The organism is Actinomyces sp. zg328 (genome assembly GCF_009829635.1).
Classification (GTDB): Bacteria; Actinomycetota; Actinomycetes; order Actinomycetales; family Actinomycetaceae; genus Actinomyces; species Actinomyces marmotae.
Map to the genome: position 1 here is coordinate 184,573 of NZ_VWPE01000003.1, position 22,925 is coordinate 207,497.

A 22,925-nucleotide genomic window follows, 5' to 3' on the forward strand; every position below is an offset into this window, starting at 1 on the left:
CGCGGGGCCCCGCCGCTCAACGTCTCACAGCACCGAGGACATGAGCCGGCAGACATTGTCGATGTAGCGCAGGTAGCGGGGCTCGGCGGCCCACTGCTCTGCGGTCAGCTCCTCGGAGACGGCCCGGTAGGCATCATCATTGGCGCGCAGGAGGTCGTCGAGATCCCCGCCGAAGGCCAGCAGCATGACCTCGTAGTTGAGGGTGAAGCTGCGGAAGTCCATGTTGGACGAGCCGATGACCGCCACCTCGCCGTCCACCGTCATGTACTTGGAGTGCAGGACGGTGGGCGGGGGGTAGCGGAAGATCCGCACCCCGGCGGCCAGCAGCGCCGGGTAGTAGGAGCGCTGGGCGTGGTTGACGATGAACTGGTCGGACTCCTTGCCGACGAACAGCTCCACCCGCACGCCCCGGTAGGCGGCCGAGGTGATCGCGGCCAGCAGCGCCTCGTCGGGGATGAAGTAGGGGCTGGTGATGGACACCCGCCGGGTGGCCCCCTGGATGAGGGACAGGAACATCCTCAGGTTCGGCTCCAGGGGGTAGCCGGGCCCGGACGGCACGAGCTGCATGGCGTTGACGACGGCGTCGGGCCGCCCGGGACGGGGCGCGGCGGAGCCCACGGTGGGCGCGGGCCCCTGGCCCACCTCGGGGATGGCCTCGGGCAGGGCCTCGGCGATGGTGGAGGTGGGGCGCTTGTGGGCGGGCCGGGAGACGCCGGGCTTGCGCTTGCGGGCGGGGCTCAGGGCGAAGACGTCGAGGAGCTCGTCGGCCTCGAAGAGCCAGTCCATGGCGAAGACGGCCTGAGCCTCGGCGACGATCGCTCCTGTGACCTCCACGGTGAGGTCCTTCCAGACGCGCCCCGCCCAGCGGTTGCGGCGCAGCAGATAGGTGGGGTCGATGATGTTGTGGGAGCCGATAAAGGCCCGCTCATTGTCGATGATGAGGAGCTTGCGGTGATTGCGCAGGTCGGGGCGGCGCCAGCGCAGTCGGAAGGGCAGGAGGGGCATCATGAGCCACCACTCGATGCCCGCCGCGCTCAGCCGCCTGCCCAGGGTCCTCCAACCGGGGTACTTGCGGCTGCCCAGGTGGTCGAGCAGGAGGCGCACCTTGACGCCGCGGGCGGCGGCGCGCTCCAGGGCGCTGTAGAAGACGTCGGTGACGTCGTCCCAGGACTGGATGTAGCACTCGACGCTCACCGAGGTGGTGGCCCCGTCAATGGCGCGGGCCATGGCGGCGTAGGTGGCCTGGGAGTCGTCGTGCAGGGCGACGACCTCCCCGGTGAGGCAGGGCAGTCCGGTCAGGCGCCGGTTCATGCGCAGGATCGAGTCGAGGTGCCTGGACTCGCTGGCCCCGGGCGGGGCGTCGGGCAAGTGCGCGGTGTAACGCAGGGCCATCTCATTGACCTCGACCTGCTGGCGGTAGCGCTTGCCGGTCACGCGCGGGCTGCCCAGGAGCAGGTAGAGGGGGAGCCCGACGACGGGCAGGAGGAAGATGAGGATGAGCCAGGCCGTCGACGACGACGGGCGGCGGTTCTCGGGGATGGTCCCCAGGGCGATGATCTTGATGACGTACTCGATGACGACCCACGCGGTGGCGAGGGAGGTGGGGAGCGTCATCAGCCTCATGGGCGCATGATGCCACGTGGCGGGCCATGGCAGGGGGCGATCCCGCGAGCACCGCCGGCCCGGGCGCGGAGGGCCGCCGCCTCCAGCCCGGGCCGGTCAGCCGGCGATAAGAGGGGAGCCGAAGAACGTGCGGTAGTAGCCGTAGAAGTTCCAGTTCCCCCAGGTCGTGCAGTCATCCCCGCCGGAGGCGGCGGCGTCGTTGGCTAGATAGGGGGTGTAGTCATAGAGCCCCGCGGTGGCCTGGTTGGCGGCCGTGACCTCCCCGGACCCGCAGGAGGCGTCCGGGGAGTACGCGATGGTCGTCGGCGTCCCGGCGACGAAGGAGTAGCCACCGGGGTCGAGGCGGTAGCGCTGGAACTGCGCGGCGGCGCCGTACAGCTGGGCGAAGAAGCCGGCGAAAGCCGGGTCGCACTGGCCGCCATCGGGGCAGGCGTAGCCGGTGGCGGCCTCGTAGTCGCGGGCCGTGAGACGGCTGCCGGAGGCGGTGAGGAGGCCCTGCTCCTTCTGGATGAGCACGAGGAGGACCCGGGGGTTGATGCCGCAGGCCGAGGCGACGCCGGAGATGATGCGGGCGGCGCTCTGCCCCTCGGCGGCGATGTAGCCGCCGGGGCAGACATTGGAGACCTCGCGGGTCTGGGTTTGGAAGACGGCGTCGGCGAGGCAAGGCGTGCCGTCGTGGCCCGGGACGCAGCCCTTGTTGACCCTGGCGATGAAGGCGGCAATCTCCTCCTCACTCATGGCCTGGGAGTCGTAGAAGACCTCGTCGTCGATGATGCGGGAGGGGGTGTAGCCCGTCATGTCCGGGACGACGGGCGCGGGCCCCGCGGCCTCGGGGGTGGGGGTCGTTCCGGTCCCGAGGACCACGAGCCGGCCCTCAAGGGACAGGGCGAAGACGGCGACGAGCACCGTGATGAGGAAGGAGAGAATGAGGACGGTCAGCGGGCTGAGCAGGCGACGGCGCCGCGCGCGCGAACGGGCGCGGGCCGAGGCGCTCGGGCGCTGGCCCGCGCCGCTGGGCTGGTCACGGCGGGAACCGGGGGATGAGGGGGGCACTGCCCTCATGCTGCCATACTCGGGGCGGGGCTTCACGTCCGCGAGGCGTCAGGGCTCCGCCTCCCGAAGGCCGCGGGGGCCGGCCGTACCCTTGGCCCGTGGATCCTCACGACGCCCTGGCCCTCGCCCGCGAGCTCATGGACGCGCACGGGCTGGGCGATTGGGGGCTGGCCCTTGACCGCGCCCGGCGCCGCGCGGGCCAGACCGATCACGCCCGGCGCCGCATCACCCTGTCGCGCGCGCTGATGGCCCTCTACTCGCCCTCCGAAGCGCGCGAGACGATCCTGCATGAGATCGCCCACGCGCGGGTGGGGCCGGCACATGGTCACGACGCCGTGTGGGTGGCGGAGGCCCGGCGCCTGGGCGCGAGCGGCAGGCGGCTGGTCGCCCCGGACGCGCCGAGCCTGCCCGGCAGGTGGGTGGGCATCTGCCCGGTGGGCCACACGGTCAACCGGATGCGCCGCCCTCGTCGGCCGATGTCCTGCGCGCGCTGCTCCAGGCGCTTCGATCCCGCGCACCTGCTGAACTGGGAGCTCGACGGCGCCCCCGTGGCGCCCGGGCGCATCAGCGCCGAGTACGAGCGGGCGCTGCTGATGCTGCATGGGGCCTCCTCCCCCAAGGGCGATGTTGCCGGTGGGGGCGCCACTGGGCGAGGATGACACGGGGCCGCGTCAGCGGGCGCCGCCGCCATCGAGACCACGATCGAACCCGCCGAGGAGGCACAATGATCGTCACCACCACCCCCACCATCGAGGGATGCCCCGTCAGTCAGTACCTGCGCGTCGTGTGCGGGGAGACCATCGCCGGGGTCAACATGTTCAAGGACATCGCCGCGGGCTTCCGCAACATGGTGGGCGGGCGCGCGGAGTCCTATGAGCGCGAACTCATCCAGGCCCGCGAGACCGCCCTGGCGGAGATGGTGCAGCGCGCTATCGAGCTCGGCGCCGAGGGCGTCGTCGGTGTCGATATCGACTACGAGACGCTCGGCTCGGACAACGGCATGCTTATGGTGACGGCCTCCGGCACGGCGGTGCGCTTCACCCCCGTCCAGCAGGCCCCCGGCGCTGGCACCGCGGGCGCCGTCGGCTACTGACCCGCCGGGCAGCGGCCCGGGGCCCGGGCGGCCCCGGTCAGGCGAGATGCTGGAGGTGGCCGTCGGGGTCCTTGACCCCGGCCATCAGGACGAGCCCGGCGATGAGCACCGTCATGATGCCGAGAATCCCCCAGTAGCCGGAGCCCTGCCCCGCGAAGCGCGCGCCCACCCAGATCGCCGCCCCGTACAGGGCGGGAGCGAGGAAGGAGGCGGCGCGCCCCGTCGTCGCGTACAACCCGAAGATCTCGCCCTCGCGGCCCTCCGGGATGAGGCGGGCGAGGAAGGTGCGGGAGGCCGACTGGGCGGGTCCCACGCAGGCGGACAGCGCCAGGCCGAGCGCCCAGAACACGGCCTTCCCGCCGTCGTGGAGGAAGAAGACGGCGTTGCCGGCCACGACGAGGATGACGAGTGAGCCCATGATGACCCGCCGCGGCCCGACGATGTCGTCGAGGCGCCCGCAGGCGATCGTGGTGATGCCGGCCACCACGTTGGCGGCGACGGCGAACTGGATGACTTCGGCGTCGGAGAAGTCGAAGGTGGTGCGCGCGACGATGCCGCCGTAGGCGAAGACCCCGGCGAGCCCGTCCCGGAAGATCGCCGAGGCCAGGAGGAACCGCAGGACATTCGGGTGGGAGCGGTACAGCGAGCGCAGGGTGCGCCACAGGTGCCGGTAGGACGCGAGGATCGACTCGTGGCGCCCAGCGCCAGCGGCGCCCGCGAGGCCTCCCACGCCGGGGATGTCCCCGGGCTCCACGGGCTCCGCGCCCCTCCCGGGGATCCGGCTGGCGCCATCCGCCTCGGGGCCGCCCGTCGCGGGGCCTTGGCGCCGACGGCGCCGCCTGGCGGCGCTGGACTGAGTGAGCAGGACCGGGATCGCCGAGATCCCGAACCAGGCGGCGGCCACGAGCATGGCCACGCGGACATTGAGGCCGTCGGCGCTGGTCACGCCAAACCAGCCGACCTCGGGGCTGATGAGGCCCGCGTAGACCACGAGCAGCAGGACGATCCCGCCCAGGTAGCCCATGCCCCAGCCGATCCCGGAGACCGCGCCGATCCGCTCCTTGGAGGTCACATGGGACAGCAGCCCGTTGTAGTTGACGGAAGCGAGCTCGAAGAAGAGGTTGCCCACCCCCATGAGCACGATCCCCAGCCACAGGTAGCCGGGTTCGGGCTTGACGAAGAACAGCGCGGCGGAGACGGCCACGACCAGCGCGGTGTAGACCCCCAGGGAGGCGACGGCCCGCCCGGCACGATCGGCCCTCTGGCCCGTGACGGGGGCGAGCAGGGCGATGAGCAGGCCGGCGACCGCCATGCCCGCGGACAGCCGCGACTGGTTGGAGGTGGGATCTCCGAAGGACGAGGAGACCAGGTAGGTCGCGAAGACGAAGGTCGTGATGACGGCGTTGAAGGCGGCTGATCCCCAGTCCCACAGCCCCCAGGCCAGGACGGGCCAGGTCAGGGGGCGGGACTTGGTCTGCTGCCCAGGGGCGGTGATCGACCCCAGGAGTGAATCAGGGGAGAGCATGCGCCGAGCCTACGGCGTGAGCCCTTCGCTCTGCTCTCCTCTTAGGCACAGATGGAGCACCGTCCAGTTGGGCATTCCCGCACCTGCCCGCGGCCTCCCGCGCTGGGCGGGCGCGCTCCCGCCTACCCGCGCTGGGCGGGCACGCGCTCCTCGGCGGCGAGCAGGGCCTCGGCGAGGAGCAGGTCGAGGCTCGTGGTCACCTTGAGGGCGCGCGAGTCCCCGGCGACGGCGACGACGCCGGCGCCCATGGCCTCGACCAGACCGGCGTCGTCGGAGGCGGCCAAGCCCTCACTGGCCGCGCGCTGGGCGCCGGCGCGGTGAGCGGCCAGCAGGGTCTCACGCGCGAAGCCCTGGGGCGTCTGGACGGCGCGCAGCCGGGAGCGGTCCGGGGTGGCGACGATCGGCTCGACCGCCTCACCGGTCCGGACCTCCTTGATGGTGTCAGTCACCGGCATGACGGGGATGACGGCCTCGTGCCCCTCGCGCAGGGCGGCGACGACGCGCTGGATGACATCGGGGGGCGTGAGCGCGCGGGCGGCGTCGTGGACGAGTATGAGGGCGGCGTCGGGCTGGGCGCGCAGGGCGGCCTCAAGACCGAGGGCGACACTCGCCTGCCGGGAGGCGGAGGAGCCCGCGACCACCTCGACGTCGCCGAGATCGGCCACCTCGCGGCGGAAGTCCTCGATCCACCCCTGCGGCGCCGTGACGACGACGCGTTCGAGGACGCCGGAGGCCAGCAGGCCCTGCACCGCGCGCTGCACGAGCGACTGCCCGGCGAGGGGGACGAGGCCCTTGGGCACCTCGGCGCCGAGGCGGCTGCCCGAGCCTGCGGCGGTGACCACGGCGATCACCGGGGAGAGGGCCTCGGGGGCTGCGGCGGTCATGGCGGGGCTCGCTCGGGGGCGGGGCGGCCCGGGCGCCGTCAGGCGGCGGCGCCGGCGGCGAGGACCTCGTCGAGGCGGCTCTCGGCCTCCTCCTCGGGGGTCTTCTGCGCCAGGGCGAGCTCGGAGACGAGGATCTGGCGGGCCTTGGAGAGCATGCGCTTCTCACCGGCCGACAGGCCCCGATCGGTGTCCCGGCGCGACAGGTCCCGCACGACCTCCGCGACCTTGATGACGTCGCCCGAGGCGATCTTCTCCTGGTTGGCCTTGAAGCGGCGCGACCAGTTGGTGGGCTCCTCGGTGAAGGGGGCGCGCAGGACCTCGAAGACCTTCTCCAGGCCCTTCTCGTCGACGACGTCGCGCACCCCGATGAGCTCGACGGACTCGGCGGGGACGAGGATCGTCAGGTCGCCCTGGGCGACCTCGAGCTGGAGGTAGGTCTTCTCCTCCCCCTTCACCTTGCGCTGGCGAATATCGATGATCCGGGCCGCGCCGTGGTGGGGATAGACGACGGTCTCTCCGACTTCAAGGGTCATGGGTGAGGTCTCCAGTCAAGCAAACAGGAGCCTCAGTTTACCAGTGCCGAGCGGCGAGATACCGGGGGAGTTTGCTCACAGCGCGCGATGGCACCGGGCCCGCGGGGGCCCGGCGCCATCGTCGACAAGCGCGCCCGCGTGCGGGCGCGGGGCTCACTTGCCCTGGTTGGCCACGGCCGCGATCTTCGCCTCGGCCTCCGGGTCGAGGTAGCGGCCGCCCTTCTTGAGCGGCTGGAGGGTCTCCTCGTCGAGCTCGTAGACCAGCGGGATGCCCGTGGGGATGTTGACGGCGGCGATGTCGTCGTCGGAGATGCCGTCGAGGTGCTTGACGATCGCGCGCAGGGAGTTGCCGTGAGCGGCGATCATGACGGTCCTGCCGGTCTTGATCTCGGGGACGATCGTGGACTCCCAGTAGGGCAGGAGGCGGGCCAGGACATCCTTGAGGCACTCGGTGGCGGGAATCGGCTCGCCGGCGTAGCGCGGGTCGGCGTCCTGGGAGAACTCGGTGCCGGGCTCGATGGCCGGCGGCGGGACGTCGTAGGAGCGGCGCCAGAGCATGAACTGCTCCTCGCCGTACTCGTCGCGGATCTCCTTCTTGTTCTTACCCTGGAGGGCGCCGTAGTGGCGCTCGTTGAGGCGCCAGTCGCGCTCGACGGGGATCCAGTGAAGGTCGGCCGCGTCCAGGGCGAGGTTCGCCGTCATGATCGCGCGGCGCAGCATCGAGGTGAACAGCTTCTCGGGGAGGACGCCGGCCTCCTTGAGGAGCTCGCCGCCGTGGACCGCCTCGGCGCGGCCCTTCTCGGACAGGGGGACGTCCACCCAACCGGTGAACAGGTTCTTCGCATTCCATTCGCTCTCGCCGTGGCGGAGCAGCACAAGGGTGTAAGCCATGGGCCTATCCTGCCAGGCGCGTGCGCCGCGCGCGAGGCCCCCGGTCCCACCCGGGATCATCCGGAGCGGGGGCCGGGGGCCTGCGGGCAGCGGCGCCCGGGAGCGAGGGCCCTCCCGGGCGGCGCGCACGGGGTCTCGCGCCTTCGGCCAGGCGCGAGGGGCCCGCGAGCGACCTCAGTGGGCCTGGTTGTAGGCCTCGCGGATCGGGGCGGGGATACGCCCGCGGTCCGAGACCTCCATGCCCTGGCCGCGGGCCCACTCGCGGATCTTCTGGGTCTCGGCCGAGGCGCTGGCGCCCCGACGGCGGACATTGCGGCGACCGGAGACGCGACGGGCCTTGGAGGACCACTCCTCAATGGACTCGCGCAGCGCGGCGGCGTGCTCGTCATTGAGGTCGATCTCGTAGGTAACCCCATCAAGACCGAAGGTGACTGTCTGCGACGCGGCGGACTGGTCGATATCGTCGACGAGGATGATCTGGGTCTTCTGGGCCATGGCTCACTCTTCTCTTCGTGACGTAGGAGGATTGCTGAGATGAATCCTCTTGCGAACACCCCGAAGGATAATGGAGGAATACGGGGGACGCAATATCGCTCCTGGATTCACGGCCCTGAACTCCATGCATTTCCTCTGTGAGAACCCTGGGAGCGGCACTCTTCCGTTCTCGGAGGTGGCGCCCGGAACGGGATTCGACGAGCGGGCGGCCGATGAGCGCGTCCCTTATGCGCCGCGAGCCGCCAATGACGCCCCGCGGAGGCGCGAGTTCCAGGCGGGCAAAATAGCGCGCGCGGTCGGAGGGCAGGAGGAGGGCCCGCAAGAGCGGCGCGCGGGTGGAACTTACACGCCGCGAGCCCCTGAGCGCGGGCCCGCCAATGAGAGAGGGCCCCGGGATCACTGGTCCCGGGGCCCTGTTCGAGCCACCTGTGGGAATCGAACCCACGACCTATTCATTACGAGTGAATCGCTCTGCCGACTGAGCTAAGGTGGCGCGCCGCTAACGGCGGCGTGAGGACTCTACAGCGCGCGGCGCGCCGGGCGCAACGCGGGAGCCATCGCCACCCCGTGGCGCTGAGCACAGCCTCGGACCGCCTTGGATCGGCCTGGGCCGGCCTGAGCCAGCCTGGACCGCCTCGCGCGCGAGCGGCCGCGCCAGCCACGGTCAGTGGCGCGATGGCCCGGACGACGGCGGGATGCCGCGTATGACGGGCATTGGCGCGCGCCATGTCGCATGTCAGCGTACGCTGACGCACATTGGCGCGCCGGCACGGCCACGCGCGCCCCACCCGATCGGGCTCCGCCGCGTTCGCGGCGCTCCCAGGCCCCTCCTCTCCCTGGAAAGGACCAGCAGCATGTCGCAGCAGACAGATCCCCCGGCCGGCGCGGCGCACTCCGTGGCGCATGACAAGGGGGACGCCGGCTACAACAAGGAGTTGAAGAGCCGCCACCTCCAGATGATCGCCATCGGCGGCTCGATCGGCACCGGCCTGTTCCTGGGGGCCGGCGGGCGCCTGGCCCAGGGCGGGGCGATCCTCATCGTCGCCTACGCGATCTGCGGCGCCTTCGCCTTCCTCATGGTGCGGGCCCTCGGCGAGCTCGCGATCCGCCGCCCCTCCTCGGGCGCCTTCGTGTCCTACGCGCGCGAGTTTCTCGGGGAGAAGGGCGCCTACATCACCGGCTGGTTCTTCTTCCTGGACTGGGCGGTGACGGTCATGGCGGACATCACCGCCGTCGCCCTCTACTTGCACTACTGGGGCGCCTTCAGGGCCGTCCCCCAGTGGGTTCTCGCGCTCATCGCGCTGGCCCTGGTCTTCGTGCTCAACATGCTCAATGTCAAGATGTTCGGCGAGGCCGAGTTCTGGTTCGCCCTCATCAAGGTAGCGGCGATCATCTCCTTCATGCTCGTGGCCATCTGGGCGATCGTCAGCGGCGCGGAGGTGGGCGGCCACACGGCGGGCCTGAGCAACATCACGCAGCACGGCGGTTTCGCCCCCGCGGGAATCGGGGTCGTCCTCACCCTCACCCTCGGCGTCGTCTTCGCGTTCGGGGGCACGGAGATGGTGGGCGTGGCCGCCGGCGAGGCGGAGGACGCGATCACCGTGCTGCCCAAGGCGATCAACTCCATGATCCTGAGGATCTTCGTCTTCTACGTCGGCTCCGTGCTCCTCATGGCCTTCGTCCTGCCCTACACCTCCTACTCCAAGAATGAGTCGCCCTTCGTCACGTTCTTCTCTGGGATCGGCGTCCCCCACGCCGGGGACATCATCCAGGTGGTCGTCCTGACCGCGGCGCTGTCCAGCCTCAACGCGGGGCTCTACGCCACCGGCCGCACGCTGCGCTCCATGGCGGTGGCGGGCGAGGCGCCCAGCCTCGCGGCCGGCCTCAACAAGCACCAAGTGCCCGCGGGCGCCATCGCCATCACCTCCGCGCTGGGCCTCGTGGGCGTCGCCCTCAACGCCTTCCTCGCGGAGGACGCCTTCAACATCGTCATGAACCTGGCGGGCATCGGCATCGCCGGCACCTGGGTGGCGATCCTCGTGACGCACCTGGCCTTCCTCAAGCGGGTCAATCAGGGGCTGGAGGAGCGCCCGGCCTACCGGATGCCCGGCGCCCCGTACACCAACTACATCGCGATCGCCTTCTTCGTCCTCATCGTCATCGCCAATGTCCAGGAGCCCGAGGGCCGGTGGACCCTCGCCCTATTCGGCCTCGTCATCGTCATGATGGTGGCAGGCTGGTACCGAGTGCGGGGCCGGATCCGCGGCGATCTGCTCGACCACGTCCTCGACGAGGCGACCACGGGCCCCGACGACAAGCAGTAGCCGCAGCGGCCGCCCGCGGCGGAGCGGGCAGGATAGGGAGCAGGAGGGTCCCATGGGGAGCGTCCACATCATCTACACCGGCGGGACCATCGGCATGGTGGACTCGCCCCAGGGCCTCGTCCCGGGGGCCGATCTCGCCGGCTGGCTCGCCGGCCTCCTGCCCCCGAACCGCCCGCCGGCCCCCGGCCTAGAGGCGCTGGAGTCGACGTCATTGACGGCCCTGGAGCCGCTCATCGACTCCTCGAACGCCACGCCGGAGTCCTGGCAGTCGATCGTCGAGGAGGCGCGCGAGCACGCGGCCCGCCACCCCGGCGAGCCGATCGTCATCCTCCACGGCACGGACACCATGGCCTACACCTCGGCCGCCCTGTCCTACGCCCTGGCGGGCCTGGGGGCGCCCGTGGTCATCACCGGTTCCCAGCTGCCGCTCGGGGCCGAGGGCAGCGACGCCGAGGCGAACGTCCTGGGGGCGCTGCGGGCGGCCGTCAGTGGGCGGGTGGTCGGCGTCGCTCTGTTCTTCGGCGGCCTGCTGCTGGCAGGCGGCCGCGCCACGAAGTCCTCCTCCTGGGACTTCGCGGGCTTCGCCTCGCCCATGGCCCCGCCGCTGGCCCGCGCGGGTTCCGACGGCGCCAGCTGGGAGTGGTCCGTGAGCCGCGAGGGCTCCGGGGCCGCCCCCGACGCCTGGGCGGAGCCCAAGCCCTACGCCCGGCACGACGTCGTCGTCCTCGATATGGCGCCCGGCATCACCGGAGCGCGCCTGGCGGCACTGCTCGACCCCCTGCCCCAGGCGGTCATCCTGCGGGCCTTCGGGGTGGGCAACGTGCCCAGCGACGAGCCCGGGCTGACCGAGGCGATCGCGCGGGCGATCCGGGCCGGGACCGCGGTCGTCGTCGCCTCCCAGTGCCACCAGGCCGAGGTGCTCCTCGGGCACTACGCCACCGGGGACGCCATCGCGCGGGCGGGCGCCGTCGGCACCGCCGACATGACCCTGGAGGCGGCCTACGCCAAGGCTCAGTTCCTCCTGGCCCAGGGCCTGACCGGCACGGCCCTCGCCGAGGCGATGGGGCGCCCGATCGCGGGTGAGCTCAGCCCTCGCAGGTGAGGCCCTCGGCGGGCATCGTGCCCTTGAGCAGGTACTCATCCACGGCCGTGGTCACGCACTTACCCGCGCGGCCGTAGGCCGTGTGCCCGTGGCCCTTCCAGGTCAGCAACTGGCCCGAGTCGAGCTGATCGGCCAGGGACTGGGACCACTCGTACGGCGTGGCCGGATCCCCCGTCGTCCCGATCACCAGGATCGGGTTGGCCCCCGAGGCGTGGATCGCCTTGCGCTCATTGCCCGACGGGTGACCCCAGGCCTGGCAAGCGACGTCGGTGTACTGCAAGCCGTCACCGAAGGTCGGGGAGGCCTTCTTGATCTCCGCGGCCTCCTGGTCCCAAGAGGCGGCGTCGCCCATGACGGGGAAGTCCGCGCAGTTGATGGCGCCGATGGCCTCACTGCCGTTGCCGGAGTAGGTGCCGTCATTGCCGCGCTGCGCGGCGAGGTCGGCGAAGTACAGGAGGATGGCGCCGTCGGGCTTCCCATCATTCGTCGTCTTGCCCATCGCCCGTGACAGGGCGATGCTCAGCTGAGGCCAGGCCTCGGACTGGTAGAGGGGAACCATGATCCCGGAGGTGGCCAACGAGCGGGTCAGGGGACGGTTCGCATCCGAGGTCCTGATCGGTCCGGACTCCAAGGAGGTCAGGAAGTCCTGGATCTGCTTGACCCCGTCATCCACCGAGCCGGTCAACGGGCAGTCCGACCCCGACTGGCAGCTCTCCACATAGGCCCGCAGCGCGTTCTCGAAGCCCTTCGCCTGGCCCAACGCCACCTGGCCGCCGCTGATCGAGGGGTCGACGGCGCCGTCGAGCACGAAGCGGCCCACATTGCCCGGGAAGAGGTCGGCGTAGGTCGCCCCCAGGAAGGTCCCATAGGAGTAGCCGAAGTAGGTGAGGGCGGAGTTGCCCGTGACGGCGCGCAGGATGTCGAGGTCCTTGGCGGCCGAGACCGTGTCCACATGGTCGAGCAGCGCCGCGGGCCGGGTCTTGGCCCGGCACTTGGCCTCGCGCTCGGTGGTCTCCTCGGCCACGGCGGCGCGCTTCTGCTCCCCCGTGGCGTCATCGGGAAGGCTGGGGGACTCCGTCCCGGAGCGCTCGGCGTCCAGCTCAGCATCGGTCAGGCAGTCGATCGCCGTGGACTCACCCACCCCGCGGGGGTCGAAACCGATCACGTCGTAAGCGGTGACGAGGTCTTTGGAGAATTGAGTCGACGTGATCTGGGGAAGGATATCGACGCCGGAGCCGCCGGGGCCGCCGGGGTTGATGAACAGAGCGCCCGTGGCCGTATCGGCCGAGGCCGAGCGCTTCTTCATCGCGATCTGGATCGTCTCGCCCCCGGGGTTGCCGTAATCCAGGGGCACCTTCACGCGCGCGCAACTCATCGTCCCCGGCCCCATGTCGCCACTGCGCTCAGTCATACCGGCGTCCTTCTTGCACGGGTACCACTCCACGGCCTGGCTGTAGAACGACTCCAGACCAGCCGGGACGGAGGCGGTGGCAGCACCGGTGGCCTGGGTGGCGCCGGGGACTGACGGGTTGCCGCAGGCCGACAGCGCCGCGGTGGCGGTCACGGCGGACAGGGCGGCCAGGATCTTGATCCGGCGGGGACGGGAGGAGGCGTCGAGGATGCTCACGGCGCCAGCCTAAACGCCGCCCACGCGTAGCCTGGCCGCATGAGCCGATCCGACGACGTCGCGCCACCCGCCGCTGATCCGCGCGCGCAGATCAAGGAGTCCCTCACCTCCCGCCGCGCGTGGGTCGGTCAGCGCGACGCCCTCAGCGCGCCTGGGGGCGCAACTGGATCATGAGGGCCTCGACGGCGAGCAGCGGCGCGGCGTTGGAGCGCAGCCTCCCGCGGCACTCCTCGATGGCGGCGATGCGCGCCAGTGACTGCTCCGGCCCGGTGGAGGCGGCCGCCCGCTCGATCTGCTCGGCCAGGTCGATGTTAACGCGTTCGACGTCACTGCCCATCTGCGCGGCCAGGACGTCGCGGTAGAAGGAGAGCAGGTCGATCATGGCCCGGTCGAGCACATCGGTCCGGGCCCTCTTGGCCCGCCGCTTCTGGTCCTCCTCCAGGGCGCGGATCTGCGCGCGCAGGGCGGGTGGCACGCGCCCCTCCCCCTCCAGGCCGAGGGCTCGCATGAGGTCGGCGCGCTCAGCGGCGTCGCGCTCAGCGGTGCGGGCCTGGGCCTCGGACTCGGCGCTCTCGACGAGGTCGGCGGCGGCGAGCACGGCGTCACCCACGCTGCGCAGCGACACGGGGGCGCGCAGGAGGCGGCGACGGCGCTCCCAGGCGTCGGGGTCGGTGGCCAGGTGGCGGGCCAGGCCGATATGCGACTGGCTGGCGCGGGCCGCGCGGGCGGCGAGGGCGGGGTCGGCGCCGTCACGGCGCACGAGGAGGTCGGCAACGGCGCCCGCGGGCGGGATGCGCAGCGTGATCAGCCGGCAGCGCGAGCGGATGGTGGGCAGGACGTCGTCGGCGCTGGGGGTGCACAGGAGCCACACGGTCTGGGGCGGTGGCTCCTCGATGGACTTGAGCAGGACGTTCGTGGTGCGCTCGGCCATGCGATCGGCGTCCTCGACGAGGATGACCCGCCACCGGCCAGTCCAGGGGCGGCGCTGCGCCTCGCCGATGAGCTCCTTGACCTCGTCGAGGGTGATGATGAGCTTCTCGGTGGCCAGGCGCACGACGTCGGGGTGGGCGCCGCTCATGACGTCCCGGCAGGGCTTGCACTGGCCGCAGCCGGGCACGTCGCCAGCGCACTGGAGGGCGGCGGCGAAGGCGAGCGCGGCGTTGGAGCGGCCCGAGCCCGGAGGGCCGGTGATGAGCCAGGCGTGGGTCATGGCGGAACCGGGGCCGGTGGCGCTCGGGGGGTCCTCGGCCCCGCCGCCGGCCCGGGCCTCCCGCTGCTCGGCGAGGCCCCTGGCGGCCTCGGCCGCCCCGGACAGGGTGGAGATAACCGCCTCCTGCCCGACGACGTCGTCCCAGACGCTCATGCGCCCTTCCCCTCGGGGCCGCTCAGGCGCGCCGCGGCCTGGAGGAAAGCGGCATGCGCGTCCGGGGCAGCTCCCCGCGGAGCCGCTTCCACGCCCACCGCGCCGGGGCGGGCCTTCAGGAGCGCGGCGACGCGCTGGGTGACATCCTCGGCGACCTCCTCGATGGTCCGCCGGGCGTCGAGGACGGCGAAGCGCTCGGGCTCGGCGTCGGCCAGGGCGAGGAACTGCTCGCGCAGGGCGGCGCGGAAGGCCGCGCCCTCGCTCTCCAGGCGGTCCTTGGCGCCCCTAGCCCCGGTGCGGCGGTCGGCCACGGACGGGTCGGCGTCCAGGAGGATCGTCAGATCCGGGAGCAGGGAGCCGGTGGCCCATTCGGACAGGGACCGGACCTCGGCGGCCCCCAGGGAGCGGGCGGCGCCCTGGTAGGCGATGGAGGAGTCGAGGTAGCGGTCGGTGAGGACCACCTCGGAGCAGCCCAGGGCGGGGCGGATGACCTCGGCGACGTGCTGGGCGCGGTCGGCGGCGTAGAGCAGGGCCTCGGCGCGCGGGTCCACCGCTCCCCCGTGCAGGAGGAGGCGGCGGATCTGGGCCCCCAGATCGGTGCCGCCGGGCTCGCGGGTGAGGCGGTAGTTGATCCGGGCGGCCGCGAGCGCGGTGGCCAGGCGCTTGATCTGCGTGGTCTTGCCGACGCCGTCGCCCCCCTCGAAGGAGATGAGCAGGCCGGGGCGAGGCTGGGTCGCGGGCGAGGGGGCGTCGGTCACGGCTCCAGGGTAGCGGGGCCGCTTCCTGGCGGTGACGCTCCCGGTCCCCGCCTCGGCGACCACGGGATCAGCGCGCCCAGCACGCGCCGGATCTCGCGGGCGTGGGGCTCTCCGGGGCGGGAGCGGGTGGAGCGCTCAACGGACACCGGACGAGAGTGATGCACGTCACTTTTACTTGTAGACGCGCATCACCATTGGTACGCTTGTACCAATGGTACGAACGTACCAATCCGGGAGGGTGACGCCGCCCTCCGGGAGCATCCGGGGCTCCGGGCCCCGCACCATTGCCACCCCTGAGACCACACCCTGAATCCATCACCGCATCAGCGCAGGGCGACGCAGCCCTGAGCCATCCCGCGGGCGCCCATGCCGGGCGCCGCGCCAGATTCCAGAGGAATAGGACGCGATGCTCACGCCATCCATCGACTCAGAGATCGGTCGCCTCAAGACCGTCATCATCCACCGGCCCGGCAAGGAGATGCTGAGGCTGACCCCCGAGAACAAGGACGAGCTCCTCTTTGACGACGTCCTCTGGCTGGAGAGGGCCCAGCAGGAGCATGACGAGTTCGCGCGAGTGCTGCGCAGCCGTGGCGCCCAGGTTCTCTACCTGCAGGACCTGCTCGCCGAGACCCTGGAGATCCCCGAGGCGCGCGCCTTCCTGCTGGACGCCGTCCTATCCGAGGACTCCACGGGGCTGGCGGCCTCCCCCGCCATCCGCCAATGGGCCGAGAGCGTGGAGGCGCCCGCGCTCGCCGAGACCCTCATCGCCGGGATCACCAAGGAGGAGCTCCTCGAACGCATCCCGGGGGTCTCCTCGATGGTGCTGGCCTCGATGGACCCCGAGGACCTGCTGATCGGCCCCCTGCCCAACCACCTGTTCACCCGGGACACTTCCTCCTGGATCTACAACGGCGTGTCGATCAACTCCATGTCGCGCCAGGCCCGGCGCCGCGAGTCGCTCAACTACCGGGCCATCTACACCTGGCACCCGCTTTTCGCCGCCGGGGGCTTCCCCATCTGGTCCGACGGCACGGTCAGCCCCGCGCTGTCCACCGAGGGCGGGGACATCCAGATCATCGGCAACGGCGCCGTGCTCATCGGCGTCTCCGAGCGCACCTGCCCCCAGGGTGTGGAGCGCTTGGCCACCCAGCTCTTCGCCGGGGGCGTGCGCGAGATCATCGCCGTCAAGATGAGGAAGACGCGCGCCCAGATGCACCTGGACACCATCATGACGATGGTCGACCACGGCACCTTCACCAAGTACGCCGACGCGGGAATGCTCCCCACTTTCACCCTGCGCCCCGGTGAACGCGAGGGCGCGGTGGACGTCATCGAGAATCCCGCCGAGGCCATGCACGAGGCCATCGCCGCCGCCCTGGGCATCGATGAGCTCAACGTGCTCACGACCCCCCAGGACAGCCGCGCGGCCGCCCGTGAGCAGTGGGACGACGGCGCCAACTCACTGGCCATCGCGCCCGGTGTGATCATCACCTACGAGCGCAACGTCAACACCAACGAGTACCTCACCTCCAAGGGCATCGAGGTGCTGACCATCCCCGGTAGCGAGCTCGGCCGCGGCCGCGGCGGCCCGCACTGCATGAGCTGCCCCGTTGTCCGCGAGCCCCTCGGCTCGTGACTACTCTTCCTCCCGTCGCCCACATTCACCTCAATTCCAATGAAGGACGGATCGACATGACCCACCCCCTGCACAACCGCCACTTCCTCAAGGAGACGGACTTCACCACCGCCGAGTGGATGAGCCTGCTGGACCTCGCCGCCCAGCTCAAGGCGGACAAGAAGGCCGGCAAGGAGGTCCAGCGCCTCAAGGGCAAGAACATCGCCCTCATCTTCGAGAAGACCTCCACGCGCACCCGCTGCTCCTTCGAGGTCGGCGCCGCCGATCAGGGGGCCCACACCACCTACCTCGACCCCTCCGGCTCGCAGCTGGGTCACAAGGAGTCCGTGGCGGACACCGCCCGCGTGCTCGGGCGTATGTACGACGGCATCGAGTACCGCGGTGACGACCAGGCCAAGGTCGAGACCCTGGCAGAGCTGTCCGGCGTGCCCGTGTGGAACGGCCTGACCGACGCCTGGCATCCCACCCAGATGCTCGCCGACCAGTTGACCATGATCGAGCTGGTGGACAAGCCGATCACCGAGATCTCCCTGGCGTACCTGGGCGACGCCCGCAACAACGTCGCCAACTCCCTGCTGGTCTCCGGCGCGCTGGTCGGCATGGACATCCGCCTGGTGGCGCCCAAGGAGCTCCAGCCCGAGGCCGAGGTCGTGGCCATCGCCGAGGGGCTCGCCGCCGTCTCCGGGGCCCGCATCACGATCACCGACGACGTCGACGAGGGCGTCAAGGGCGTCGACTACCTCTACACCGACGTGTGGGTCTCCATGGGCGAGCCCAAGGAGGTCTGGAACGAGCGCATCGCCCTGCTCAAGGACTACCAGGTCAACGGCGAGCTCGTGAAGCGCACCGGCAACGACGACGTCAAGTTCCTCCACTGCCTGCCGGCCTTCCACGACCGCAACACGAAGGTCGGCCAGCAGCTCTTCGAGGCCACCGGCATGGACGGCCTGGAGGTCACCGACGACGTCTTCGAGACCGAGCGCAACGTCTCCTTCCAGCAGGCCGAGAACCGCATGCACACCATCAAGGCCGTCATGGTCGCCACCTTGGGCGACTGGGAGGACTGACCCATGCGCATTGTCGCTGCCCTGGGCGGCAACGCCCTGATGCGCCGGGGGGACAAACCCGACGCCCGCACCCAGATCACCAATGTGCAGGCGGCCGCCAAGCAGTTGGCCCTGCTGGCCGAGAAGCACGAGCTCATCATCACCCACGGCAACGGCCCGCAGGTCGGCGTGCTCGCCCTGGAGTCCGCCAACGATGACCGCCTGAGCGAGTGCTACCCCTTCGACACCCTGGGCGCGGAGACCCAGGGGATGATCGGCTACTGGCTCCTCCAGGCCATGCAGAACGCCCTGCCCGGCAGGCAGGTCGCCTCCCTGTTGAGCCAGACCCTCGTCCTGGCCGGGGACCCGGCCTTCGCCAACCCGACGAAGTTCGTCGGCGAGGTCTACGACGAGGCCACCGCCAACAGGCTGGCCGCCGAGAGGGGCTGGACGGTCAAGAAGGACGGCGAGCACTTCCGCCGCGTCGTCGGTTCGCCCAGGCCCCAGCGCGTCATCGAGACCCGGATGGCCCGGGCCCTCCTCCACGCGGGCGCCGTCGTCATCTGCGCCGGCGGCGGGGGCGTGCCGGTCATCCGCAACGAGCACGGCAAGCTCCAGGGGGTCGAGGCGGTCATCGACAAGGACCTGACCGCCGCGGTGCTCGCCGAGCACCTCGATGCCGACGCCCTGCTCATCCTCACCGACGTCGACGGCGTCCAGGAGGGATTCGGGACGCCGCAGGCCAAGCGGGTGGACCGCGCCACCCCGGCCTCGCTGCGCGCCATGGACCTGCCCGCGGGATCCATGGGCCCCAAGGTGGAGGCCGTGTGCCGCTTCGTGGAGCTCACGGGGGACATGGCCGCCATCGGCCGCCTCGAGGACGCCATCGGGATCATCGAGGGGGTCTCCGGGACGATCGTGACCCCGGGAGGGAACTACGGCGGGCCGGACGACATCCGGCCGCCGGTGCCCGACCGCACGACCAACTGACCGGGCGCCGATCGGCCGTCAGCGCCCGGAACGCCCACGAGCCCCAGGAAGGAGGACCTCTCTTCCGCTGAGCGGATCCGTCAACCATTCATTCGATGCATCGAAACCCGCGGCGCACCGCCGCACTCACAAAGGAGTGATTTCCCCATGACGAAGATCGTGAACTCGTGGAACGACTTCGACCCCCTCAAGCGCGTCATCGTCGGACGCGCCGACTTCTCAGTCATCCCGCCCGAGGAGCCCGCCACCAGCGAGAAGGTGCCGATCGACTCCGAGATGCGCGGCATGTGGGGCCCCCGCCCCACGGAGACCGTCGAGAAGGCGAACGCCCAGCTCGACTACCTCGCCAAGGTCTGTGAGGACCACGGCGTCATCGTCGACCGCCCGACCCCGCTCCAGTGGAACCAGCCCGTCATCACCCCGGACTTCCGCACCGACTCGATGATGACCTGCATGCCGCCCCGCGACATCCTGCTGACCATCGGCAACGAGATCATGGCCTCGGCCAACTCCTTCCGCTGCCGCTACTTCGAGTACCTGGCCTACTGGCCCCTCATGAAGAAGTACTTCGACGAGGACCCGGAGTTCAAGTGGACGCAGGCCCCCCGCCCGCGCCTGACCAACGCCTCCTACAAGCACAACTACTACGACGAGAAGATCTCGCTGGAGGAGCGCCTCGAGCGCACCGCCGCGAAGGACTTCGTCACCACCGAGGCCGAGCCCATGTGGGACGCGGCCGACGTCCTGCGGCTGGGCAAGGACCTGTTCATCCAGCACGGCCTGACCACCAACCGCACCGCGATGGAGTGGTTCAAGCGCTACTACCCGGACCTGCGCGTCCACGCCGTCAACTTCCCGGGTGACCCCTACCCGATCCACATCGACGCCACCTTCGTGCCGCTGCGGCCGGGGCTCATCATCAACAACCCCCACCGCCACCTGCCCGAGGAGCAGAGGAAGATCTTCGAGGCCAACGACTGGCAGATCGTCGACGCCGCTATGCCGGCGCACGAGACCCCGCCGCCGCTGTGCTACTCCTCGGTGTGGCTGTCCATGAACTGCCTGGTCCTGGACCACAAGACCGTCATCTGCGAGGCCAGCGAGGTCCACCAGATGGAGCAGATGGACAAGCTCGGCATGAACGTCATCCCCGTCCCGTTCCGCGACGCCTACCCGTTCGGCGGTGCCCTGCACTGCGCGACGGCGGACGTCTACCGCGAGGGCGGCTGCGAGGACTACTTCCCGAACCAGGTCGAGGACCCGACCCTCGTCTGAGACACCGGGTCCCTGGGGGCCGGTGCCTGCCGGCCCCCAGGGACCATCCACCTGACCAGGCATTCGCGCCCGGTCCCTGTGCCCACCGGGGCCTTCCAGGCAACGGCGCCTGAACCGGATCCACCACGTGCAAGGACGCATAGGACGCACCCCAATGAACGACACCTCGACCACCCCTGATCTCAAGGCCGCCGGGTCCACCTACGTCATGGACAAGAAGCTCGGCGCCATCGCCATGCTCATCTCCGCCACAGGCATGGGCCTGGTGGGGACCTTCAGCCGGGGCGCCACCAATGGCCTCATACCCGATGACAAGGCCGTCATCGGCTCCTTCCTCGCCTCGGGCCGCATGCTCACGGGCGTGGTGGGCTTCACCATCCTGCTCTTCGCGACCCACAAGGCCGCGCTGTTCCGCGCCACCCGGCTCAGCCCGGCCATCATCATGGGCGGGATCTCCATCGGCCTGTCGCTGGGCTGCTACATCTCCTCCACGCTGCTGACCACGATCGCCAACGCGGTCTTCCTCATCTACACCGGGCCCCTGTTCTGCACGATCCTGGCCAGGATCTTCCGCAAGGAGAGGATCAGCCGCCTCAACGGGCTCTTCCTGCTCATCGTGTTCGTCGGAATGCTCATGACGATCGGGATCATCGACTACAAGGACGGGGCGCTCTCCTTCGGGCTGGACCTGTCGGTGACCTCGGCCGAGTACCCGAAGAAGGCCATGGGGGACCTCCTGGGCCTGCTGTCCGGCGCCTTCTACGGCATGGCCCTGTTCTTCAACGGGTACCGCAAGGACGTGGACTCCATCGTCCGCGGCGTGTGGAACTTCGTGTGGGCCTCCGTCGCGGCGCTGAGCATGGCGCTCATCCTGCGCCCCTGGCACGGGGTGAGCGCCTTCACCGGCTCCAACTGGGGCTCGGCCGCGCTGCTGTTCGTCTTCAGCGGGCTGGTCGCCCTCGGGTTCCTCGTCGTGGCGGGAAGGAACCTGCCCGCCGTGGAGATGTCCACGATCTCCTACTGGGAGTGCCCGGTGGCGATCGTCTGCGGCCTGCTGATCTTCCACGAGCAGTTGACCCCGATCGGTATGATCGGTGGAGCCCTGATCGTGGGAGGAGGCTTCGCCCCGATCATCGTCGATGCTCTCGCTCGAGCCGGTAAACGCTCTGTCGCTACCGCCTGACCTCATCGACGGCCGCCCCCGTATCGCCATGGCGCGAGGGGCGGCCGTCGCCACTGAACAGCCCCTGACAGTCCACGAACCCGGAGAGATGCCCATGACCGCCGACGGTAGTACTGCCCCTCCCCCCTCAACCGTGATCCCCAGCAGCGCCCAGGGGGCGACAGTACGCCGAGCGGCGGCGGCGTCCTTCATCGGAAACTTCATCGAGTGGTTCGACTACGCCTCTTACGGATACCTCGCCGTCGTCATCGGCAAGGTCTTCTTCCCCGAGAGCGACACCTCCGTCCAGCTCATGTCCACCTTCGCCGTCTTCGCGATGTCCTTCCTTCTTCGGCCCATCGGCGCCGTCGTCTGGGGAGCCTGGGGGGATAGGTTCGGGCGGCGCTGGGCGCTGTCGTGGTCGATCCTCATCATGTCCGGCTCCACCTTCCTCATCGCCTTCCTGCCCGGGTACTCGATGATCGGGCTGGGCGCCGCCATCCTCCTGCTGCTCCTGCGGCTCATCCAGGGATTCTCCGCCTCCGGCGAGTACGCGGGCGCGGGCACCTTCCTGGCCGAGTACGCCCCCACGGGCAGGCGCGGCCTGTACACCTGCCTCGTGCCCGCCTCCACGGCGACCGGGCTGCTCGCGGGCTCCACCCTGGTGGCCCTGCTCCACTGGCTCCTCGACGACGCCTCCATGGAGTCCTGGGGCTGGCGCGTCCCGTTCCTGCTGGCCGGCCCCCTGGGCGTCGTCGGTCGCTACATCCGGGTGCACCTGGAGGACTCCCCCGCCTTCCAGGAGATGAGCGCGCAGCTCGAGGCCGCCGCCGGCCCGTCGCGGCGCACGCCCGTGCTCGATGTCCTGAGCAGGCACGGCCGGACGGTGGCGATCGCCTTCGGGGTCTCCTGCCTCAACGCCGTCGGCTTCTACCTGCTGCTGAGTTACATGCCCACCTACCTGCAGGAGGAGATCGGCATCGGGAAGAGCACCTCCAACCTGCTGACCTCAATCATGCTCTGCGGCTACATCTCCTCGATCTTCGTCATGGGGCACTTCTCGGACACCATTGGGCGCCGCAAGATGCTCATCGGCGCCTGCGTGGCCTTCATCGCGCTGTCCGTGCCACTGTTCTGGATCATGAAGGGCGGCGACATCTGGGTCATCCTCGCCTGCGAGTTGATCTTCGCTGTCATCCTGACCGCCAATGACGGGACCCTGGCCACCTTCCTCGCCGAGTCCTTCCCCACCGAGGTGCGCTACTCCGGCTTCGCCCTGTCCTTCAACACGGCGAACGCCCTCTTCGGCGGCACGGCGCCCTTCCTCGCCACCTGGCTCATCTCCGTCACCGGCTCCCCACTGGCGCCCGCGGTCTACCTCAGCGTCGTAGCGCTGGCCGCGCTGGGCGCGATGATCGTGGCGCCGGAGCACTCCGACGCCGACCTCACCGCCTTCACCGAGGAGGGCGCGAAGTCCGCGACATCCTTGCCATCGCGCTGAGTGGCCTCGCCCCCCCGCCGACGGCGGACGGCCAGCGGGCGCGA

20 protein-coding genes and 1 tRNA gene are annotated in these 22,925 nt (G+C 70.5%); 10 read left to right on the top strand and 11 right to left on the bottom strand.

Going from position 1 to position 22,925, the window contains the following annotated elements:
- Positions 1 to 24: 24 nt before the first annotated feature.
- Positions 25 to 1,614: a phospholipase D-like domain-containing protein gene (locus GVV75_RS03275; protein ID WP_159813514.1), complete on the bottom strand. Its 1,590-nt coding sequence runs from the start codon at positions 1,612 to 1,614 to the stop codon at positions 25 to 27.
- A 105-nt stretch (positions 1,615 to 1,719) separates the two neighbouring features.
- A complete protein-coding gene (locus GVV75_RS03280; RefSeq protein WP_328703531.1) occupies positions 1,720 to 2,685 on the bottom strand; it encodes a hypothetical protein in 966 nt (321 codons plus the stop codon).
- Between the two features lie 89 nt (positions 2,686 to 2,774).
- Here GVV75_RS03280 and GVV75_RS03285 point away from each other — a divergent pair, with 89 nt between their 5' ends.
- Complete coding sequence (locus GVV75_RS03285) at positions 2,775 to 3,335, top strand: SprT-like domain-containing protein (protein ID WP_159813452.1); 561 nt, start codon at positions 2,775 to 2,777, stop codon at positions 3,333 to 3,335.
- Between the two features lie 65 nt (positions 3,336 to 3,400).
- On the top strand, positions 3,401 to 3,769 hold the full coding sequence (locus GVV75_RS03290; protein WP_159717673.1) for a heavy metal-binding domain-containing protein: 369 nt from the start codon (positions 3,401 to 3,403) through the stop codon (positions 3,767 to 3,769).
- 37 nt (positions 3,770 to 3,806) lie between these two features.
- Here the strand turns inward: GVV75_RS03290 and GVV75_RS03295 are convergent, their stop codons facing one another.
- From GVV75_RS03295 to GVV75_RS03320, 6 genes are all read right to left on the bottom strand, one after another.
- Complete coding sequence (locus GVV75_RS03295; RefSeq protein ID WP_159624553.1) at positions 3,807 to 5,294, bottom strand: MFS transporter; 1,488 nt, start codon at positions 5,292 to 5,294, stop codon at positions 3,807 to 3,809.
- 122 nt (positions 5,295 to 5,416) lie between these two features.
- Entirely contained in the window at positions 5,417 to 6,178 is a 762-nt protein-coding gene (gene ispD / locus GVV75_RS03300; RefSeq protein WP_159717675.1) for a 2-C-methyl-D-erythritol 4-phosphate cytidylyltransferase, read from the bottom strand.
- Positions 6,179 to 6,216: 38 nt separating this feature from the next.
- Positions 6,217 to 6,711 (bottom strand): CarD family transcriptional regulator, encoded by a 495-nt coding sequence (locus GVV75_RS03305; RefSeq protein ID WP_159522742.1) that lies wholly within the window; start codon positions 6,709 to 6,711, stop codon positions 6,217 to 6,219.
- A 153-nt stretch (positions 6,712 to 6,864) separates the two neighbouring features.
- Positions 6,865 to 7,602, bottom strand: coding sequence for a phosphoglyceromutase (locus tag GVV75_RS03310; protein WP_159522740.1), 738 nt, complete (start codon positions 7,600 to 7,602; stop codon positions 6,865 to 6,867).
- Positions 7,603 to 7,776: 174 nt separating this feature from the next.
- Positions 7,777 to 8,097 carry a histone-like nucleoid-structuring protein Lsr2 gene (locus tag GVV75_RS03315; RefSeq protein ID WP_159522738.1) on the bottom strand — a complete coding sequence of 107 codons (321 nt, stop codon included), beginning with the start codon at positions 8,095 to 8,097 and terminating at the stop codon, positions 7,777 to 7,779.
- A gap of 420 nt (positions 8,098 to 8,517) precedes the next feature.
- A tRNA-Thr gene (locus GVV75_RS03320) sits at positions 8,518 to 8,590 on the bottom strand.
- A 361-nt stretch (positions 8,591 to 8,951) separates the two neighbouring features.
- Here GVV75_RS03320 and GVV75_RS03325 point away from each other — a divergent pair.
- Entirely contained in the window at positions 8,952 to 10,421 is a 1,470-nt protein-coding gene (locus GVV75_RS03325) for an amino acid permease (protein ID WP_159522736.1), read from the top strand.
- 52 nt (positions 10,422 to 10,473) lie between these two features.
- Entirely contained in the window at positions 10,474 to 11,523 is a 1,050-nt protein-coding gene (locus GVV75_RS03330; protein WP_159522734.1) for an asparaginase, read from the top strand.
- Here the strand turns inward: GVV75_RS03330 and GVV75_RS03335 are convergent.
- From GVV75_RS03335 to tmk, 3 genes are all read right to left on the bottom strand, one after another.
- Complete coding sequence (locus tag GVV75_RS03335) at positions 11,507 to 13,150, bottom strand: alpha/beta hydrolase (RefSeq protein WP_159522732.1); 1,644 nt, start codon at positions 13,148 to 13,150, stop codon at positions 11,507 to 11,509. The two genes, GVV75_RS03330 and GVV75_RS03335, sit on opposite strands and share 17 nt — an antisense overlap.
- 142 nt (positions 13,151 to 13,292) lie before the next feature.
- Positions 13,293 to 14,513 (bottom strand): DNA polymerase III subunit delta', encoded by a 1,221-nt coding sequence (locus GVV75_RS03340; protein ID WP_159522730.1) that lies wholly within the window; start codon positions 14,511 to 14,513, stop codon positions 13,293 to 13,295.
- Complete coding sequence (gene tmk, locus GVV75_RS03345; RefSeq protein WP_235925216.1) at positions 14,510 to 15,271, bottom strand: dTMP kinase; 762 nt, start codon at positions 15,269 to 15,271, stop codon at positions 14,510 to 14,512. Before tmk ends, GVV75_RS03340 begins: the two co-directional genes overlap by 4 nt.
- 406 nt (positions 15,272 to 15,677) lie before the next feature.
- Between tmk and GVV75_RS03350 the strand changes: the two genes are divergently transcribed.
- From GVV75_RS03350 to GVV75_RS03375, 6 genes are all read left to right on the top strand, one after another.
- Positions 15,678 to 16,907, top strand: a complete 1,230-nt coding sequence (locus GVV75_RS03350; protein ID WP_159522728.1) for an arginine deiminase — start codon at positions 15,678 to 15,680, stop codon at positions 16,905 to 16,907.
- 56 nt (positions 16,908 to 16,963) lie between these two features.
- The gene (gene argF / locus GVV75_RS03355) at positions 16,964 to 17,974 is read left to right on the top strand and encodes an ornithine carbamoyltransferase (protein WP_159522727.1); all 1,011 of its coding nucleotides are present in this window, start codon (positions 16,964 to 16,966) and stop codon (positions 17,972 to 17,974) included.
- 3 nt (positions 17,975 to 17,977) lie between these two features.
- The gene (locus GVV75_RS03360) at positions 17,978 to 18,943 is read left to right on the top strand and encodes a carbamate kinase (protein ID WP_159522726.1); all 966 of its coding nucleotides are present in this window, start codon (positions 17,978 to 17,980) and stop codon (positions 18,941 to 18,943) included.
- 147 nt (positions 18,944 to 19,090) lie between these two features.
- Positions 19,091 to 20,218 (top strand): serine/threonine protein kinase, encoded by a 1,128-nt coding sequence (locus GVV75_RS03365; protein WP_159522725.1) that lies wholly within the window; start codon positions 19,091 to 19,093, stop codon positions 20,216 to 20,218.
- Positions 20,219 to 20,372: 154 nt separating this feature from the next.
- Positions 20,373 to 21,401, top strand: a complete 1,029-nt coding sequence (locus tag GVV75_RS03370) for a DMT family transporter (RefSeq protein ID WP_236266042.1) — start codon at positions 20,373 to 20,375, stop codon at positions 21,399 to 21,401.
- Between the two features lie 94 nt (positions 21,402 to 21,495).
- Positions 21,496 to 22,881: an MFS transporter gene (locus tag GVV75_RS03375; RefSeq protein ID WP_159813518.1), complete on the top strand. Its 1,386-nt coding sequence runs from the start codon at positions 21,496 to 21,498 to the stop codon at positions 22,879 to 22,881.
- Positions 22,882 to 22,925: the final 44 nt, after the last annotated feature.